Source organism: Variovorax sp. 10N412 (assembly GCF_056394985.1).
Window position 1 is genome coordinate 42707 of record NZ_JBFTIO010000011.1, and the last position, 16632, is coordinate 59338.

At 63.9% G+C, this 16632-nt stretch carries 18 protein-coding genes and 1 tRNA gene; all 19 read right to left on the minus strand.

Going from position 1 to position 16632, the window contains the following annotated elements; translation table 11 throughout:
- Positions 1-20: 20 nt before the first annotated feature.
- The gene (locus AC1DJH_RS22850) at positions 21-473 is read right to left on the minus strand and encodes a DUF1178 family protein (protein ID WP_478187274.1); all 453 of its coding nucleotides are present in this window, start codon (positions 471-473) and stop codon (positions 21-23) included.
- A gap of 7 nt (positions 474-480) precedes the next feature.
- The gene (locus tag AC1DJH_RS22855; RefSeq protein ID WP_478187275.1) at positions 481-1086 is read right to left on the minus strand and encodes an NUDIX domain-containing protein; all 606 of its coding nucleotides are present in this window, start codon (positions 1084-1086) and stop codon (positions 481-483) included.
- A 4-nt stretch (positions 1087-1090) separates the two neighbouring features.
- Complete coding sequence (locus tag AC1DJH_RS22860; RefSeq protein WP_435484252.1) at positions 1091-1396, minus strand: DUF2818 family protein; 306 nt, start codon at positions 1394-1396, stop codon at positions 1091-1093.
- 13 nt (positions 1397-1409) lie between these two features.
- Complete coding sequence (gene nuoN / locus AC1DJH_RS22865) at positions 1410-2897, minus strand: NADH-quinone oxidoreductase subunit NuoN (protein ID WP_478187276.1); 1488 nt, start codon at positions 2895-2897, stop codon at positions 1410-1412.
- 26 nt (positions 2898-2923) lie between these two features.
- On the minus strand, positions 2924-4402 hold the full coding sequence (locus AC1DJH_RS22870) for an NADH-quinone oxidoreductase subunit M (RefSeq protein WP_478187277.1): 1479 nt from the start codon (positions 4400-4402) through the stop codon (positions 2924-2926).
- A 24-nt stretch (positions 4403-4426) separates the two neighbouring features.
- Complete coding sequence (gene nuoL, locus AC1DJH_RS22875; protein ID WP_435436615.1) at positions 4427-6463, minus strand: NADH-quinone oxidoreductase subunit L; 2037 nt, start codon at positions 6461-6463, stop codon at positions 4427-4429.
- Between the two features lie 7 nt (positions 6464-6470).
- Entirely contained in the window at positions 6471-6779 is a 309-nt protein-coding gene (gene nuoK / locus AC1DJH_RS22880; protein WP_019653383.1) for an NADH-quinone oxidoreductase subunit NuoK, read from the minus strand.
- Positions 6776-7435 (minus strand): NADH-quinone oxidoreductase subunit J, encoded by a 660-nt coding sequence (locus AC1DJH_RS22885; protein ID WP_435436614.1) that lies wholly within the window; start codon positions 7433-7435, stop codon positions 6776-6778. Before AC1DJH_RS22885 ends, nuoK begins: the two co-directional genes overlap by 4 nt.
- Positions 7436-7471: 36 nt before the next feature.
- Positions 7472-8017, minus strand: coding sequence for an NADH-quinone oxidoreductase subunit NuoI (gene nuoI / locus AC1DJH_RS22890; RefSeq protein WP_435436613.1), 546 nt, complete (start codon positions 8015-8017; stop codon positions 7472-7474).
- A gap of 17 nt (positions 8018-8034) precedes the next feature.
- On the minus strand, positions 8035-9111 hold the full coding sequence (gene nuoH / locus AC1DJH_RS22895; RefSeq protein ID WP_435484254.1) for an NADH-quinone oxidoreductase subunit NuoH: 1077 nt from the start codon (positions 9109-9111) through the stop codon (positions 8035-8037).
- Positions 9108-11279: an NADH-quinone oxidoreductase subunit NuoG gene (gene nuoG / locus AC1DJH_RS22900; RefSeq protein ID WP_478187278.1), complete on the minus strand. Its 2172-nt coding sequence runs from the start codon at positions 11277-11279 to the stop codon at positions 9108-9110. Before nuoG ends, nuoH begins: the two co-directional genes overlap by 4 nt.
- A 17-nt stretch (positions 11280-11296) precedes the next feature.
- Positions 11297-12637, minus strand: a complete 1341-nt coding sequence (gene nuoF, locus AC1DJH_RS22905) for an NADH-quinone oxidoreductase subunit NuoF (RefSeq protein WP_435436610.1) — start codon at positions 12635-12637, stop codon at positions 11297-11299.
- Entirely contained in the window at positions 12637-13194 is a 558-nt protein-coding gene (locus AC1DJH_RS22910) for an NADH-quinone oxidoreductase subunit NuoE family protein (RefSeq protein WP_472120790.1), read from the minus strand. Before AC1DJH_RS22910 ends, nuoF begins: the two co-directional genes overlap by 1 nt.
- Positions 13195-13204: 10 nt before the next feature.
- Complete coding sequence (locus tag AC1DJH_RS22915; RefSeq protein WP_478187279.1) at positions 13205-14458, minus strand: NADH-quinone oxidoreductase subunit D; 1254 nt, start codon at positions 14456-14458, stop codon at positions 13205-13207.
- A gap of 1 nt (position 14459) precedes the next feature.
- Positions 14460-15071: an NADH-quinone oxidoreductase subunit C gene (locus tag AC1DJH_RS22920; RefSeq protein WP_478187280.1), complete on the minus strand. Its 612-nt coding sequence runs from the start codon at positions 15069-15071 to the stop codon at positions 14460-14462.
- A gap of 13 nt (positions 15072-15084) precedes the next feature.
- On the minus strand, positions 15085-15564 hold the full coding sequence (locus tag AC1DJH_RS22925; protein WP_007837763.1) for a NuoB/complex I 20 kDa subunit family protein: 480 nt from the start codon (positions 15562-15564) through the stop codon (positions 15085-15087).
- A gap of 12 nt (positions 15565-15576) precedes the next feature.
- A complete protein-coding gene (locus AC1DJH_RS22930; protein ID WP_012748607.1) occupies positions 15577-15936 on the minus strand; it encodes an NADH-quinone oxidoreductase subunit A in 360 nt (119 codons plus the stop codon).
- Between the two features lie 66 nt (positions 15937-16002).
- Positions 16003-16087, minus strand: a tRNA-Leu gene (locus AC1DJH_RS22935).
- A 119-nt stretch (positions 16088-16206) separates the two neighbouring features.
- On the minus strand, positions 16207-16608 hold the full coding sequence (gene secG, locus AC1DJH_RS22940) for a preprotein translocase subunit SecG (protein WP_435484258.1): 402 nt from the start codon (positions 16606-16608) through the stop codon (positions 16207-16209).
- Positions 16609-16632 lie beyond the last annotated feature (24 nt).

Here is a 16632-nt window from a genome sequence, read left to right on the forward strand (position 1 = left end):
GGCCGCGAGCGCCGGGCCGACTACTGCAGGGTTTCCTTGAGCGCTGCCGGTATCGGCAGCGCCATCACCGCAATGCCTTCGTCGAGCAGCGCCTCGGTCTGCTCGGGCGTGGCATGGCCGCGGATGCCGCGTTCCTGGGCTTCGCCGTAGTGCATCTTGCGGGCTTCGTCGGCAAAGCGGTCGCCAACGTCCTCGGTCTTCGCCATGACCTCGCGCACGGCGCGCATCCAGCGGGCTTCGGGTGAAAGCTCCGTGGAAACGCCCGAAGAGGCGGCCGGCGCGGTGGCTTCCTGCGGTGGCTTCGCGTTGCCGAGATTGAGGCGCGGCGCGCTCAGCAGCTTGACGATGGCGGTGTCGCCGCAGACCGGGCATTCGACCAGTCCGCTCGCCAACTGGGTCTCGAAGGCCTCTGTGGACGCGAACCAGCCCTCGAAGCCATGGCCGTGTGCGCAGCGGAGATCGAGAACCTTCATGCGCGGATTATCCCGCGCCGCCTTGTTCGGGCACGGCCTTCCAGTCCAGTGCCCATGCGCCGGACAGGACGTTCTGCAGCCAGAGCGTGCAGGTCAGCGTCTTGGCATCGGTCACGCTGCCGTCGCGGCACCAGCCGGCCAGCTCTGCGGGCGTGGCCGTGAACACGTCCAGAAACTCGCCATGGTCGAGCTGGCGCTCGCCGAGCGTGAGGCCGCGCGCAAAGTAGATGTGGATGATCTCGGTCGAGTACGCCACCGCCAGGTGCATCGCACCCGCGTGCGCCCATTCGCGCGCGGTGTAGCCGGTTTCCTCGAGCAGCTCGCGCCGGCCGCAGACGAAGGGGTCTTCCCCCGCGTCGAGCTTGCCGGCCGGGAACTCGATCATCACGTGGCCGACCGGGTAGCGAAACTGCCGCTCCAGCACCACGCGGCCGTCGTCCAGCAACGGAATCACCACCACGGCACCCGGGTGCACCACGTACTCGCGCGTGGCGCTGTGGCCGTCGGGCAGGCGGATGGTGTCTCGCTTGGCCTGCAGGAAGTTGCCCTTGAAGAGCTCCTCGCTGCGGACCAGCTCTTCCTTCAGGTGCGAATCGGTGGTGGGTGATGTCATGTCGTCAGTGCCTGTGTTTCATCAGGTAGCGCCAGGTGAACCCCGGAAAGGCCAGCACGATGAACAGCGCGCCGGTTACCGCATAGAACTCCCAGCCCTGCGGGGCGATCTGCCCTGCCCTGCGCTCGAACAGCAGCCCGATGCCGCCGGCCAGAAAGTACAAGACCACCAGTTCGGCGAGGCGCACTGCGAGCGACTTGGGTCGCGTGGGCAGTGGCACGGCGCCGAACAGGCGGTCGTTGAAGAAAGGCAGGTTGGCGGCCACCAGGGCCACCAGCAGAACAACCCAGACCGACGCGGTTTGCGACACCGGGTGTTGCGCGTCAGTGCGCCAGCGTGGCCACGATCGCGTCGTAGCAAAGCGTCATGAGCCCGCCGGGCACGATGCCCAGGATCAGGATCAGCGCGCCGTTGATCGTGAGCACGACGCGCACGTCGCGCGGCGCCGACACCGTGGTCGCCGTGACCGGCGCGTCGAAGTACATGACCTTCACCACGCGCAGGTAATAGAAGGCGCCGATCAGCGACATCATCACCGCGAACACGGACAGGCCGATGTAGATAGCATGGCCCGACGCAATCAGCGCCTGCAGCACGGCCAGCTTCGCGTAGAAGCCCACCAGCGGCGGCAGGCCGGCCAGCGAGAACATGGCGATCGCCATCACGCCGGCGTACAGCGGGCTGCGCTGGTTCAGGCCTGCGAGGTCGGTGATCTCTTCGCTTTCGAAGCCTTCGCGCGCCAGCAGCAGGATGATGCCGAAGCTCGCCAGCGTGGTCAGCACGTAGGTCACGATGTAGAACATCGAGGCGCTGTAGGCGAACTGGGCGTTGTAGGTGCCCTGCTGGTCCGAACCGGCCACCAGGCCGAGGAGCATGAAGCCCATCTGCGAGATGGTCGAGTACGCCAGCATGCGCTTCAGGTTGCTCTGCGCGATGGCGGCCAGGTTGCCGACCAGCAGCGAGGCGATGGCCAGCACGGCCAGCATCTGCTGCCAGTCGATGGCCAGCGGTTGCAACGCATCGACCAGCAGGCGAATGATGATCGCGAAGGCGGCCAGCTCGGGCGCGGCGCCGATCAGCAGCGTGATCGCCGTAGGCGCGCCCTGGTAGACGTCTGGCACCCACATGTGGAACGGCGCAGCGCCCACCTTGAATGCCAGGCCGGCCACGATGAACACCAGGCCGAACACCAGCACCTGGTGGTTCACCTTGCCGCTGGCGATGGCCTTGAAGACCTCGTTCACGTCGAGCGAACCGGTGGCGCCGTACATCATCGACAGGCCGTACAGCAGGAAGCCGCTGGCCATGGCGCCGAGCACGAAGTACTTCATGGCCGCCTCGCTGGCCACCGCGTTGTCGCGGCGCAGCGCCACCAGCGCATAGCTCGACAGCGTGAGCAGTTCCAGGCCCAGGTAGATCAGCAGGAAGTTGCTGCCCGAGATCATCACGAACATGCCCAGCAGCGCGAACATGCTCATGGTGAACATCTCGCCGCCGCGCAGCATGTCGCGGTCGGCCGCATAGGGACGGCCGTAGACCAGCGTGACCATCAGGGCGATGGTGGCGAAGCACTTGAGCCAGTTGCCCATCGGGTCGCTCACGACCATGCCACCGAAGCCGTAGGCCGTCTTGCCGTTGAGGGCCGCAAGGCCCGACAGCACGCCCACCACGGCGAGCGTGAGCAACGTCAGCACATAGGTGCGCGTGCGGCGATGGTCCGTGGTCGACAGGTCGACCAGCGCAATGATGCAGGTCATGACCAGCAACACGATTTCAGGGTAGATCGTGACCCAGCTGATTTTGTCAATCATCTCGTTCTCTTGTCTTCAGCGTGGAATCAGGAAGGCAGCTTCGAAATAGCCACATGGCGCAGGAGCTCGAGCACCGAGGCGTCCATGGCGTCGGTGAAAGGCTTCGGATACAGGCCCATCCAAAGCACGGCGATGGCCAGCAGCGACAGCATCACGAACTCGCGGGCGTTGATGTCCTTGAGCTCCTTGACGTGGTCGTTGCCGACCGGGCCCAAGTACACGCGCTTGTACATCCACAGCGTGTAGGCCGCTCCGAAGATCAGCGCCGTGGCCGCACCGAGGCCGATCCAGAAGTTGGCCTTCACGGCGCCCAGGATCACCATCCACTCGCCCACGAAACCGGCGGTGCCCGGCAGGCCGCAATTGGCCATGGCGAACAGCAGCGCGAAAGCCGCGAACTTGGGCATGGTGTTGACCACGCCGCCGTAGTCGGCAATCTGGCGCGAGTGCACGCGGTCGTACAGCACGCCGATGCCCAGGAACATCGCGCCCGAGACGAAGCCGTGCGCAATCATCTGCACGATGCCGCCGGACACGCCGAGCTCGTTGAAGATGAAGAAGCCCAGCGTCACGAAGCCCATGTGCGCGACCGACGAATACGCCACCAGCTTCTTCATGTCCTGCTGCACCAGCGCGACCAGGCCCACGTAGATCACCGCGATCAGCGACAGCGCGATCATGAGCCAGGCCCATTCGTGCGACGCATCGGGGGCGATGGGCATCGAGAAGCGCAGGAAGCCGTAGGCACCCAGCTTCAGCATGATCGCGGCCAGCACCGCCGAACCGCCGGTGGGCGCCTCGACGTGCACGTCGGGCAGCCAGGTGTGCACCGGCCACATCGGCACCTTCACCGCGAAGGCCGCGAAGAAGGCGAAGAACAGGAAGGTCTGCGCGGTCGACCCCAGCGGCAGCTTGTGCCAGGCCAGGATGTCGAAGCTCCCGCCCGACTTGTTGTACAGGAAGATCAGCGCCACCAGCATCAGCAGCGAGCCGAGCAAGGTGTACAGGAAGAACTTGAACGCAGCGTAGATCTTGTTCGGGCCGCCCCAGATACCGATGATCAGGTACATCGGGATCAGCGTGGCTTCGAAGAACACGTAGAACAGGATGCCGTCGAGCGCGGAGAACACGCCGATCATGAAACCCGACAGGATCAGGAACGCGCCCATGTACTGGTTCACGCGCTCGGTGATCACTTCCCAGGCCGAGATCACGACGATGACCGTGATGAACGACGTCAGCAGCACCAGCCAGAGCGACATGCCGTCGATCCCGAGGTGGTAGTTGACGTTGAAGCGCGAGATCCAGCTCGTCTTCTCGACGAACTGCATGGCGGCGGTGCCGTTGCGGAAACCCGTGAACAGCGGCACCGTGACCAGGAAGCTCACGATGGCGCCGACGAGGGCGACCCAGCGGACGCCCTTGGCGTGCTCGTCACGGCCAAACGCCAGCAGCGCGACGCCGAATGCGATCGGCACCCAGATGGCAAGGCTCAACAAACCCATTTTTCTTTTTCTCCAGCGCTAGGCTCAGCGTTTGAACCAGACGAAATACGTCATCAGGATGAAGATGCCCAGCAGCATCGCGAAGGCGTAGTGATAGATGTAGCCCGACTGCATCCAGCGCACCACACCTGAAATACGGCCGACCAGCTTCCACGAACCATTGACCACGGCGCCGTCGATGAGGGCTTGGTCGCCCCCCTTCCACAGGCCGGTGCCGAGCGCACGCGTACCGCGGGCGATGATGTTCTCGTTGATCCAGTCGAGGTAGTACTTGTTTTCCAGCAGGCGGTAGATCGGGCCGCAGGCGCGCTTGATCGCGGCCGGCAGCGCCGGGTTGATCATGTACATGTACCAGGACAGGACCACGCCGGCCAGTGCCAGCCAGAACGGCGCCGTCGTCAGGCCGTGGATGGCCATGGCCACCGGACCGTGGAAGGCTTCTTCCAGCTCCTTCATGGCGTGGTGCTTGGCACCGTCCACGAAGATCGCGTTCTTGAAGAACTCGCCGAACAGCATCGGCTCGATCGTCATGAAGCCGATCACCACCGAGGGAATGGCCAGCAGCACCAGCGGCAGCCAGACCACCATCGGCGACTCGTGCGGCTTGTGGGCCTCGTGACCGTGGCCATGATCGTCGTGGCCATGGCCGTGGTCGTCATGGTGCGCATCGGGGTTCTGGTCGTAGCGTTCCTTGCCGTGGAAGACCAGGAAGTACATGCGGAACGAGTAGAACGCCGTGATGAACACGCCGGCCAGCACCGCGTAGTACGCGAAGTTCGCGCCCCACAGGTGGCTTTCGTGCACCGCTTCGATGATGCTGTCCTTCGAGTAGAAGCCGGCGAAGAACGGCGTGCCGATCAGCGCGAGCGAACCCAGCAGCGACGTGATCCAGGTGATCGGCATGTACTTGCGCACGCCGCCCATCCAGCGGATGTCCTGGTTGTGGTGCATGCCGATGATCACCGAGCCGGCGCCGAGGAACAGCAGCGCCTTGAAGAACGCGTGCGTCATCAGGTGGAACACGGCCACCGAGTAGGCCGAGGCACCGAGCGCCACGGTCATGTAGCCGAGCTGCGAGAGCGTCGAGTACGCGACCACGCGCTTGATGTCGTTCTGGATGATGCCCAGGAAGCCCATGAACAGTGCGGTGATGGCGCCGATCACGAGGATGAAGCTCAGGGCCGTGTCGCTCAGCTCGAACAGCGGCGACATGCGCGCCACCATGAAGATGCCGGCGGTCACCATCGTGGCCGCGTGGATCAGCGCGGAGATGGGGGTCGGGCCTTCCATCGAGTCGGGCAGCCACACGTGCAGCGGGAACTGCGCGCTCTTGCCCATCGCGCCGATGAACAGGCAGATGCAGATCACGGTGATCAGCATCCATTCGGTGCCCGGGAAGGTGATGCCGGCCAGCGTGTTCGCCTTGGCGAAGGCTTCGGTGTAGTTCAGCGTGCCGGCGTAGGCCGCGATCAGGCCGATGCCCAGGATGAAGCCGAAGTCGCCCACGCGGTTGACCAGGAAGGCCTTCATGTTCGCGAAGATGGCGGTCGGCTTGTTGAACCAGAAACCGATCAGCAGGTACGACACCAGGCCCACCGCTTCCCAGCCGAAGAACAGCTGGAGCATGTTGTTGCTCATGACGAGCATCAGCATCGAGAAGGTGAACAGCGAGATGTACGCGAAGAAGCGGTTGTAGCCGTCGTCTTCTTCCATGTAGCCGATGGTGTAGATGTGGACCATCAGCGACACGAAGGTCACGACGCACATCATCATGGCGGTGAGGCCGTCGACCATGAAGCCGACTTCCATCTTCAGGCCGCCCACCACCATCCACTCGTAGAGGGTGGCGTTGAAGCGCGCACCGTCGGCCACCACGCTCTTGAGCGTCATGGCCGAGATGATGAAGGCGACCAGCACGCCCAGGATGGTCAGCGAATGCGTGACCTTGCGGCCGATGTGATTGCCGCCGAACTTCGTGCCGAACAGGCCGGCGACAGCGGCGCCGACCAGGGGTGCCAGCGGCACGGCCAGCAAGGTGGATGCGGAAAGGGTTGCGCTCATGTTGCTTTCAACCCTTGAGCGAGTTGAGTTCGTCCACGTTGATGTTCGACTTGTTGCGGAACAGCAGAACCAGCAGCGCCAGCCCGATGGCCGACTCGGCCGCAGCCACCGTCAGGATGAAGAACACGAAGATCTGACCGTGCATGTCGCCCAGGAAGTGCGAGAACGCCACGAAGTTCATGTTGACCGCGAGCAGCATCAGTTCGATGGCCATCAGCAGCACGATCAGGTTCTTGCGGTTCAGGAAGATGCCGATCACAGACAGCGCGAAGAGCATCGCGCCGAGCGAAAGAAAGTGTCCTAGCGTGAGCGTCATGCCTTGTTTTCCTTTGCAGCATCCGCAGCTGCAGCTTCAGCCACAGGTTCGGCCGCACGCGTCACCGGCATCTGCACGATGCGCACGCGGTCACGCGCCTTCACGCGCACCTGGTCGGCCGGATTCACGTACTTGCTGTCCTTGCGGGTGCGCAACGTCAACGCGATGGCGGCCACGATGGCCACGAGCAGGATGACCGCGGCAATTTCCAGCGGGTAGAGGTATTCGGTGTACAGCAACTTGCCCAGTTCGAGCGTGTTGGAGGCGTCGGCCGCCATCGGGCCAGAGGCCGCGCGAGGTGCCTCGCCCAGGCGGAAACCGCCCATCAGCACGGCCGCCATTTCGAGCGCAATGAGCGCACCCACGCCAGCGGCCAGCGGGAAGTGCTTCCAGAAGCCCTCTCGCAGGCCGTCGACGTTGATGTCCAGCATCATCACGACGAACAGGAACAGCACCATCACGGCGCCGACATACACCAGCACCAGCGAGATCGCGAGGAACTCGGCGCGCAGCAGCAACCAGATGGCCGAAGCCTGGAAGAAGGCCAGCACCAGGTACAGCGCGGCGTACACGGGGTTGCGGGCGGTGATGACGCGGAAGGCTGCGAACAGCAGCACCGCGGCAAACAGATAGAACAGACCGGTCTTGACGTCCATGGAATTCGAATGGGTACGGGGTTCGGGCTGGTCGGATCAGCGGTACTTGGCGTCAGCCGCCTTGTTCGCTGCAATTTCTTTTTCGTAGCGGTCGCCCACGGCCAGGAGCATGTCCTTCGTGAAGTACAGGTCGCCGCGCTTCTCGCCGTGGTATTCGAAGATGTGCGTCTCCACGATCGAGTCGACCGGGCAGCTTTCTTCGCAGAAGCCGCAGAAGATGCACTTGGTCAGGTCGATGTCGTAGCGCGTCGTGCGGCGCGAGCCGTCGTCGCGCACATCCGATTCGATGGTGATGGCCAGTGCCGGGCAAACGGCTTCGCAGAGCTTGCAGGCGATGCAGCGTTCTTCGCCGTTTTCGTAGCGGCGCAGCGCGTGCAGGCCGCGGAAGCGCGGCGACAGCGGCGTCTTCTCTTCGGGGAACTGGACAGTGATCTTGCGGGCGAAGGCGTACTTGCCGGTGACGGCCAGACCCTTGAACAGCTCGAACAGCATGAAGCTGCTCAGGAAGTCCTTGAGCGAGAACGGCGCGGACGCAAGTTTGGAAGGGCGCGCGGACGCGCCGGCGGTGTGCGCAGCAGACATGGTATTGGCGCTTCCTGTTATTTCCAGATGTTGAACGGCGTCTGCATCCAGCCACCGACCACGACCAGCCACACGAGGGTGACGGGAATGAAGATCTTCCAGCCCAACCGCATGATCTGGTCATAGCGGAAGCGCGGGAATGTCGAGCGGACCCACAGGAACATGGTGACCACGCAGAAGGTCTTGGCGCCCAGCCAGATCCAGCCCGGGATGAAGCTCAGGAAGTCGAACGGCGGCAGCCATCCGCCCAGGAAGAGCACCACGGTGAGGATCGAGACGAGCCACATGTTGGCGTACTCGGCCAGGAAGAACATCGCGAAGCTCATGCCCGAGTACTCGATCATGTGGCCGGCCACGATTTCGGATTCGCCTTCCACCACGTCGAACGGGTGACGGTTGGTTTCGGCGAGGCCCGAGATGAAGTAGACGACGAAGATCGGCAGCAGCGGCAGCCAGTTCCACGACAGGAAGCCCACGCCCAGGTTGGCGAACATGCCCTTGCCCTGAACGTTCACGATCTCGCTCATGTTCAGGCTGCCGGTGACCATCAGCACCACGACGAAGCAGAAGCCCATCGCGATTTCGTAGCTCACCATCTGTGCCGAGGCGCGCAGCGCGCCCAGGAAGGCGTACTTCGAGTTCGAGGCCCAGCCCGCGATGATCACGCCATACACCTCGAGCGAGGTGATGGCCATCACAAACAGCAGGCCGGCATTGATGTTGGCCAGCGCCACATCGGGGCCGAAGGGAATCACCGCCCATGCGGCGAGCGCCGGCATGATGGTCATCACCGGGCCCAGCAGGAACAGGCCCTTGTTGGCGACCGTCGGAAGAATGATTTCCTTGGTCATCAGCTTGAGTGCGTCGGCGATCGGCTGCAGCAGGCCGAGCGGGCCGGTGCGGTTCGGGCCGATGCGGATCTGCGTGAAACCGATGGCCTTGCGTTCCCACAGCGTGAGGTAGGCCACGGCCAGCATCAGCGGGATCACGACCACGATGATCTTGATCAGCGTCCAGATCACGGGCCAGACCACCACGGTCCACCAGCCTGCGGCGACCAGGCCCTGGCCGAAGCCATGAATAGCGTCGATCATGCCAATGCCTCCTCGGCATGGGCCGACACGTTCGATCCGGCCAATGCATTGCGTGCGTCGGCAGTCAGTTGCAGCGACGGTGCGCGGCGCACGATCGAGTCGAGCTGGTAGATGCTCGCGACCACGGGCGCAGCAGCTGCGCCGTTGGAAGCGACAGCCTTGGCGGACGTGGCGTTGCTCAGGGCATTCGCCGGCAGCGCGCCGCTGTCACCGATGGTGGCGAGCACGTCGGCAGTCGATTCGAACGCGAAGCCAGGCAGGCCGAGCAGGTTGGCCAGCACGCGCAGCACCTTCCACGCCGGACGCGTTTCGCCTTGCGGCTTCACGACGGCATGGAAACCTTGCAGGCGGCCTTCGGCGTTGACGAAGGTGCCGGGGGTTTCGCTGAACGGGGCGATCGGGAGCAACACGTCACTGAAGGCGAGGTTGGCCTTGAAGGGGCTGAGCGTGACGACCATTTGCGCATTGCCGATGACATCGGCTGCGGCGGCGCCTGCGGCCGAGTCGAACACCGGCTCGGTGTTCAGCAGCATCACGGCCTTCAGGCCGGAGCCCGCGGCGAGCATGCGGCCGGCATCGAGGCCGCCGTTCTTCGGGAACGCGCCGACAAGCTGCGCGCCCACGGTGTTGGCCGCTTCGGTCAGGTAGCCGACGGTGGCGCCGGTTTGCGCGCCGATCCAGTTCGCCAGGGCCAGCAGGCTGCTGGCCTGGGCGTGGTGCGCGGCGGCGTTGCCGAGCAGCACGGCCTTGCGTTCGCCGCTCAGCAGCGACGCTGCGATGGCCTTGGCGGCATCGCCGGGTGCGTTGGCCGGCGCCAGCGGCGCGGTCGCGCCATTGGTTGCGCCGATGGCGGCGGCCACAGCGGCCAGCGCTTCGACCCACTGGTCGGCGTCGACGATCGACGACTGCGCCACGTCGATGGCCCAGGCGTCGCGGTCGGCCATCAGGCTGGCCGAGGTGATCACCGACAGCGAGGCGCCCTTACGCACGGCCTGGCGGATGCGCTGCGCGAACAGCGGATGTTCCTTGCGCAGGTTGGAGCCGACGACCAGCGCGCGCTGCACTTGCGTGAGCGAGGCGATCGAGGTGCCGAGCCAGCGCACGCCTTCGAACGCCGTGAATTCGGCGTTGCGCAGGCGGTAGTCGATGTTGTCGCTGCCGAGTTCACGCGTGAGCATGGCGGCGAGATGCAGCTCTTCGAGCGTGCTGTGCGGGCTGACGAGCGTGCCGATGCTTTGCGCACCATGGTCGGCCTTGATCTGGCGCAGGCCGTTGGCGACGTACTCGAGCGCCGTCTGCCAGTCGACCTGCTGCCATTGGCCACCCTGCTTCAGCATGGGCTGCGTCAGGCGTTCCGGGCCGTTGAGCGCTTCGTACGAGAAGCGGTCGCGGTCGGCGATCCAGCATTCGTTGACGTCTTCGTTCTCGAGCGGCACCACGCGCATCACGCGGTTGTTCTTGACCTGGACGATCAGGTTGGCGCCGGTGGAATCATGCGGGCTCACCGACTTGCGGCGCGACAGTTCCCAGGTGCGGGCGCTGTAGCGGAACGGCTTGCTCGTGAGCGCGCCGACCGGGCAGATGTCGATCATGTTGCCCGAGAGTTCGGAGTCGACCGAGTCGCCCACGAAGGTCTCGATTTCGGAGTGCTCGCCGCGCTGGGTCATGCCGAGCTCCATCACGCCGGCCACTTCCTGGCCAAAGCGGACGCAGCGCGTGCAATGGATGCAGCGGCTCATTTCTTCCATGCTGATCAGCGGGCCCACGTCCTTGTGGAACACGACGCGCTTTTCTTCTTCGTAGCGAGAAGAAGAGCCGCCGTAGCCCACGGCCAGGTCCTGCAGCTGGCATTCGCCGCCCTGGTCGCAGATCGGGCAATCCAGCGGATGGTTGATCAGGAGGAACTCCATGACCGACTGCTGCGCCTTGATGGCCTTTTCGCTCTTGGTGCGAACGATCATGCCCTGCGTGACGGGCGTGGCGCAGGCCGGCATCGGCTTGGGCGCTTTTTCCACGTCCACGAGGCACATGCGGCAGTTGGCCGCGATGCTCAGTTTCTTGTGATAGCAGAAGTGCGGGATGTACGTGCCTGCCTTGTCGGCCGCATGCATGATCATGCTGCCTTCGGTCACGTCGACCTTCTTGCCGTCGAGTTCGATTTCAACCATATGTGTGCTTCTCGCGCTCAGGCCTGGACCGGCGCTTTGGGAACGTAGCCCGGGATCAGGGCTTCGAACTCATGACGGAAATGCTTGATCATGGCGCGCACCGGCATGGCCGCCGCGTCGCCGAGCGCGCAGATCGTGCGGCCCTGGATGTTGTCTGCCACCGAATTGAGAAGGTCCATGTCGGTCGCCCTGCCCTGCCCGTTGTGGATGCGGTCCACCACGCGGTAGAGCCAGCCCGTGCCTTCGCGGCACGGCGTGCACTGGCCGCAGGACTCGTGCATGTAGAAGTACGACAGGCGCTTGAGCGACTCGACCATCGAGCGGCTGTCGTCCATGACGATCACCGCGCCCGAGCCCAGCATGGAGCCGGCCTTGGCGATGGAGTCGTAGTCCATGGTGCAGGCCATCATGAGGTCGGCCGGCAGCACCGGCGACGACGATCCACCGGGGATCACGGCCTTCAGCGTGCGGCCCTTGCGAACGCCGCCGCACAGCTCGAGCAGCTTGGAGAACGGCGTGCCCATGGGTACTTCGTAGTTGCCGGGCAACTCGACGTCGCCGCTCACCGAGTAGATCTTGGTGCCGCCATTGTTCGGCTTGCCGCACTCGAGGTAGGCCGGACCGCCGTTGCGGATGATCCAGGGCACCGCCGCGAAGGTCTCGGTGTTGTTGATGGTCGTCGGCTTGCCGTACAGGCCGAAGCTGGCGGGGAACGGCGGCTTGAAGCGCGGCTGGCCCTTCTTGCCCTCGAGCGACTCGAGCAGCGCGGTTTCCTCGCCACAGATGTAGGCGCCGAAGCCGTGGGCGGCGTGCAACTGGAAGTTGTACGTGCTGCCCATGATCTTGTCGCCGAGGTAGCCCGCGGCGCGCGCTTCTTCGAGGGCTTCCTCGAAACGGTCGTAGCTCTGGAAGATCTCGCCGTGGATGTAGTTGTAGCCGACGCTGATGCCCATCGCATACGCGGCGATGGCCATGCCTTCGATCACGATGTGCGGGTTGAACTGCAGGATGTCGCGGTCCTTGCACGTGCCCGGCTCGCCTTCGTCGGAGTTGCAGACGAGGTACTTCTGGCCCGGGAACTGGCGGGGCATGAAGCTCCACTTCAGGCCGGTCGGGAAACCTGCGCCGCCGCGTCCGCGCAGGCCCGAGGCCTTCACTTCGGCGATCACCTGGTCGGGCGTGAGGCCCTCGGTCAGGATCTTGCGCAGCGCCTGGTAGCCGCCGCGCGCCTCGTAGTCGGCCAGGCGCCAGTTGGTGCCGTCGAGGCCCGCGTAGATCTGCGGCTCGATGTGGCGGTCATGGAAACAGGTCTGGACGCCCGTTGCCTGGAACTGCTGGAGTACTTGTTCGGGCGACATCAGGAAGCCTCCCCTTTGGTGGCGGGCGCGGCACCGCGCAGGCCTTCGATGAGCTGGTCGAGTTTTTCGTTGCTCATGAAGCTGCACATGGTGCGATCGTTGACCAGCATCACGGGCGAATCGGCGCACGCGCCCAGGCACTCGCTCTGCTGCAGCGTGAACAGGCCGTCGGCGGTGGTCTCGCCCATCTTGATGCCGAGCTTCTTCTCGAGGTGCACGAGGGCGGTGACGCCGTCGCGCAGCTGGCAAGGCAGGTTGGTGCACACGTTGAGCTTGAACTTGCCCACCGGGTGCTGGTTGTACATGTTGTAGAAGGTCGTCACTTCATGCACGGCGATGGGCGCCATGCCGAGGTAATCGGCAATCTCGCGCTCGCGCTGCAGGCTGACATAGCCTTCGTCCTGCTGGACGATGGCAAGGCAGGCCATCACGGCGGATTGCTTGCCTGCTTCGGGGTACTTGGCCACCTCGCGCGCAAAGCGCTCGAGGATTGCAGGCTGCAGAGGGGAAGAAGGCGCCAAGGGCGCCGTGTCATGGTGGGTCGAGGAAGTCGTCATGCGCTCTTTCTCACCTGTCGATCTCGCCGAACACGATGTCCATCGTGCCGATCACCGCGACAGCGTCGGCGATCATGTGACCGCGCGACATTTCGTCGAGGGCGGCGAGGTGCGGGAAGCCAGGGGCGCGGATCTTCAGGCGGTACGGCTTGTTGGCGCCGTCGCTCACCAGATAGATGCCGAACTCGCCCTTCGGATGCTCGACGGCGGCATACGCCTCGCCTTCGGGCACGTGAAAGCCTTCGGTGAAGAGCTTGAAATGGTGGATCAGCTCCTCCATGTTCGCCTTCATCGATTCGCGCGCAGGCGCGGCGACCTTGTGGTTGTCGGTAATGACCGGGCCGGGATTCGCACGCAGCCATGCCGAGCACTGCTGGATGATCTTGTTGGCCTGGCGCATCTCTTCGACGCGAACCAGGTAGCGGTCGTAGCAGTCGCCGGTCTTGCCGACGGGCACGTCGAACTGCATCTGGTCGTAGACGTCGTAGGGCTGCTTCTTGCGCAGGTCCCATTCGATGCCCGAACCACGCAGCATGGGGCCGGTGAAGCCGAGATTCAGCGCGCGCTCCGGCGTGACCACGCCGATGCCCACGGTGCGCTGCTTCCAGATGCGGTTGTCGGTGAGCAGCGTCTCGTACTCGTCGACCATCTTCGGGAAACGCTTGCTGAAGTCGTCGATGAAGTTCAGCAACGAACCCTGGCGGTTTTCGTTGAGACGTTCGATTGCCTTCGCGTTCTTGATCTTGCTGACCTTGTACTGCGGCATGGCATCCGGCAGGTCGCGGTAGACGCCGCCCGGACGGAAGTACGCCGCATGCATGCGCGCACCGGACACCGCCTCGTACATGTCGAACAGGTCTTCACGCTCGCGGAAGCAGTAGATGAGCATGTTCATCGCCCCGCAGTCCAGGCCGTGCGCGCCGAGCCACAGCAGATGGTTCAGCAGGCGGGTGATCTCGGCGAACATCACGCGGATGTACTGCGCACGGATCGGGACCTCGAGACCCATCATCTTCTCGATGGCAAGGCAGTACGCGTGCTCGTTGGACATCATCGACACATAGTCGAGACGGTCCATGTACGGCAACGACTGGATGAAGGTGCGCGACTCGGCAAGCTTCTCGGTCGCGCGGTGCAACAGGCCGATGTGGGGATCGGCGCGCTGGATCACTTCGCCGTCCAGCTCCAGCACCAGGCGCAACACGCCGTGGGCCGCCGGATGCTGCGGACCGAAGTTGAGTGTGTAGTTCTTGATTTCGGCCATATCAGTGCAAACCGCCGCCGTAGTTGTCTTCGCGGATCACGCGCGGGGTGATTTCGCGCGGCTCGATCGATACCGGCTGGTAGACCACGCGCTTTTGTTCTTCGTCGTAACGCATCTCGACGTGACCCGACACCGGGAAGTCCTTGCGGAACGGGTGGCCGATGAAGCCGTAGTCCGTGAGGATGCGGCGCAGGTCGTCGTGGCCGTCGAACACGATGCCGTAGAGGTCGAAGGCTTCGCGCTCGAACCAGGTGCACGCGCTCCACACCGGCTGCAGCGAATCGACCATGGGAAGGTCTTCGCTGGGCGCGAACACCTTCAGGCGCACGCGCTGGTTGAGGCTCACGGACAGCAGGTGCGAAACCACGCAGAAGCGCTCGCCCTGCCACTCGCCTTCGCGGTAGTCGGAATAGTCCATGCCGCAGAGGTCGACCAGCTGCTCGAATCGGCAGCCGGGCGCATCGCGCAGCAGCGTGGCGGCTTCGAGGTAGTCAGCCGCACTCACCACCACAGTCACCTCGCCGAGTGCGAGCGTCACGCTCCTGGCCTTGGCGCCAAGCGTTTCGGCGATGGTGGCGCGCAGCACCTCTGGCGCAATTGCAAAATCAGTCATCGTCGGCAATCTCTCAGGCGCGGGCAATGGTGTTGGTGCGGCGAATCTTCTGCTGCAACTGAATCACGCCGTAAAGCAAGGCTTCGGCGGTGGGCGGGCAACCCGGCACGTAGACGTCGACGGGCACGATGCGGTCGCAGCCGCGCACGACCGAATAGCTGTAGTGGTAGTAGCCACCGCCGTTCGCGCACGAACCCATCGACAGCACCCAGCGCGGCTCGGGCATCTGGTCGTAGACCTTGCGCAGCGCCGGCGCCATCTTGTTGCACAGCGTGCCGGCCACGATCATCAGATCGGACTGGCGCGGGCTGGGACGGAACAGCATGCCGAAACGGTCGATGTCGTAACGGGCTGCGCCCGCGTGCATCATTTCCACTGCACAGCATGCGAGGCCGAATGTCATCGGCCAGAGAGATCCGGTCTTCGCCCAGTTCACGACCGAGTCGTAGGTCGTGGTGACGAAGCCTTCTTTGAGAACGCCTTCAATGGCCATGGTGTAGCTTCCTTATTCCCAGTCGAGCGCGCCTTTTTTCCACTCGTAGGCGAAGCCCACGACGAGGATGGCGAGAAAGATCATCATGGCCCAGAAGCCGACGGCACCGATCTCCTTGAGCGCAATGGCCCACGGAAAGAGAAAGGCAATTTCGAGATCGAACAGGATGAAGAGAATCGCGACGAGGTAGTAACGCACGTCGAACTTCATGCGCGCGTCCTCGAAGGCTTCAAAGCCGCATTCGTAGGGAGCGTTCTTCGCGGCGTCGGGCCGGTTGGGTCCGAGAATGTATCCGATGACCTGGGGTGCGACGCCTACGCCGACTCCGACCAGAATGAACAAAAGGACGGGGAGGTAGGAGTCGAGATTCATCGAGGTTTTTCACCGCTTGCCACCGGCAAGAAGAACCCCTGGATGAGGTTTTCTGCCGATGAGATTTGGTGCGGTCGGCGAGACTCGAACTCGCACAGCTTTCGCCACTACCCCCTCAAGATAGCGTGTCTACCAATTTCACCACGACCGCGGTTTTTACTGTTCGGATGGCATGAGGTACCTGAAACAGGCATTTGGCTTTCCGAACAGATTTAGAGTTTACCCTGAAAAGAAGCCTTTTCTCACAGGTGACTCATGAAAACGACTTGATTACTTGCCTGGGATCTGGCCCGCACCCGAAACCGGGGCAGCAGGTGCCGAAGCAGGCGCGCTGGGAGCCCCTGCACCAGGGATTTCGTTCGCCGCACCGGAGGCCGGCGCAGCAGGTGCACCGATGGCCGCGCGCTCCAGCAGGCTGCCGCCGCTCGCAGGCCGCGCGTGGCTGAAGTAGGCCAGCAACAGCGTGCATGCAAAGAAGACAGCGGCAAGCACTGCGGTGGTGCGCGACAGGAAGTTCGCACTGCCGCTGGCACCGAAGAGGCTGCCGGCGCTGCCGCTGCCGAAGGCAGCACCCATGTCGGCACCCTTGCCGTGCTGGATCAGGATCAGGCCGATCATCACGAGGGCGGACAGCATCTGCACGCCGACGAGAAGGTTGAGGACCACGTTCATTCGTTCTTACTCCTAAGTGATACA

Bases quoted from the DNA above. Each gene is read 5' to 3' on its own strand.
- nuoL (WP_435436615.1), bottom strand. From the start codon at position 6,463: ATGAGCGCAACCCTTTCCGCATCCACCTTGCTGGCCGTGCCGCTGGCA.
- AC1DJH_RS22925 (WP_007837763.1), bottom strand. From the start codon at position 15,564: ATGGCCATTGAAGGCGTTCTCAAAGAAGGCTTCGTCACCACGACCTAC.
- AC1DJH_RS22855 (WP_478187275.1), bottom strand. From the start codon at position 1,086: ATGACATCACCCACCACCGATTCGCACCTGAAGGAAGAGCTGGTCCGC.
- AC1DJH_RS22930 (WP_012748607.1), bottom strand. From the start codon at position 15,936: ATGAATCTCGACTCCTACCTCCCCGTCCTTTTGTTCATTCTGGTCGGA.
- AC1DJH_RS22850 (WP_478187274.1), bottom strand. From the start codon at position 473: ATGAAGGTTCTCGATCTCCGCTGCGCACACGGCCATGGCTTCGAGGGC.
- AC1DJH_RS22920 (WP_478187280.1), bottom strand. From the start codon at position 15,071: ATGACTGATTTTGCAATTGCGCCAGAGGTGCTGCGCGCCACCATCGCC.
- AC1DJH_RS22915 (WP_478187279.1), bottom strand. From the start codon at position 14,458: ATGGCCGAAATCAAGAACTACACACTCAACTTCGGTCCGCAGCATCCG.
- nuoF (WP_435436610.1), bottom strand. From the start codon at position 12,637: ATGTCGCCCGAACAAGTACTCCAGCAGTTCCAGGCAACGGGCGTCCAG.
- nuoN (WP_478187276.1), bottom strand. From the start codon at position 2,897: ATGATTGACAAAATCAGCTGGGTCACGATCTACCCTGAAATCGTGTTG.
- nuoI (WP_435436613.1), bottom strand. From the start codon at position 8,017: ATGTCTGCTGCGCACACCGCCGGCGCGTCCGCGCGCCCTTCCAAACTT.
- nuoH (WP_435484254.1), bottom strand. From the start codon at position 9,111: ATGATCGACGCTATTCATGGCTTCGGCCAGGGCCTGGTCGCCGCAGGC.
- secG (WP_435484258.1), bottom strand. From the start codon at position 16,608: ATGAACGTGGTCCTCAACCTTCTCGTCGGCGTGCAGATGCTGTCCGCC.
- AC1DJH_RS22910 (WP_472120790.1), bottom strand. From the start codon at position 13,194: ATGACGACTTCCTCGACCCACCATGACACGGCGCCCTTGGCGCCTTCT.
- AC1DJH_RS22885 (WP_435436614.1), bottom strand. From the start codon at position 7,435: ATGGACGTCAAGACCGGTCTGTTCTATCTGTTTGCCGCGGTGCTGCTG.
- AC1DJH_RS22870 (WP_478187277.1), bottom strand. From the start codon at position 4,402: ATGGGTTTGTTGAGCCTTGCCATCTGGGTGCCGATCGCATTCGGCGTC.
- nuoG (WP_478187278.1), bottom strand. From the start codon at position 11,279: ATGGTTGAAATCGAACTCGACGGCAAGAAGGTCGACGTGACCGAAGGC.
- nuoK (WP_019653383.1), bottom strand. From the start codon at position 6,779: ATGACGCTCACGCTAGGACACTTTCTTTCGCTCGGCGCGATGCTCTTC.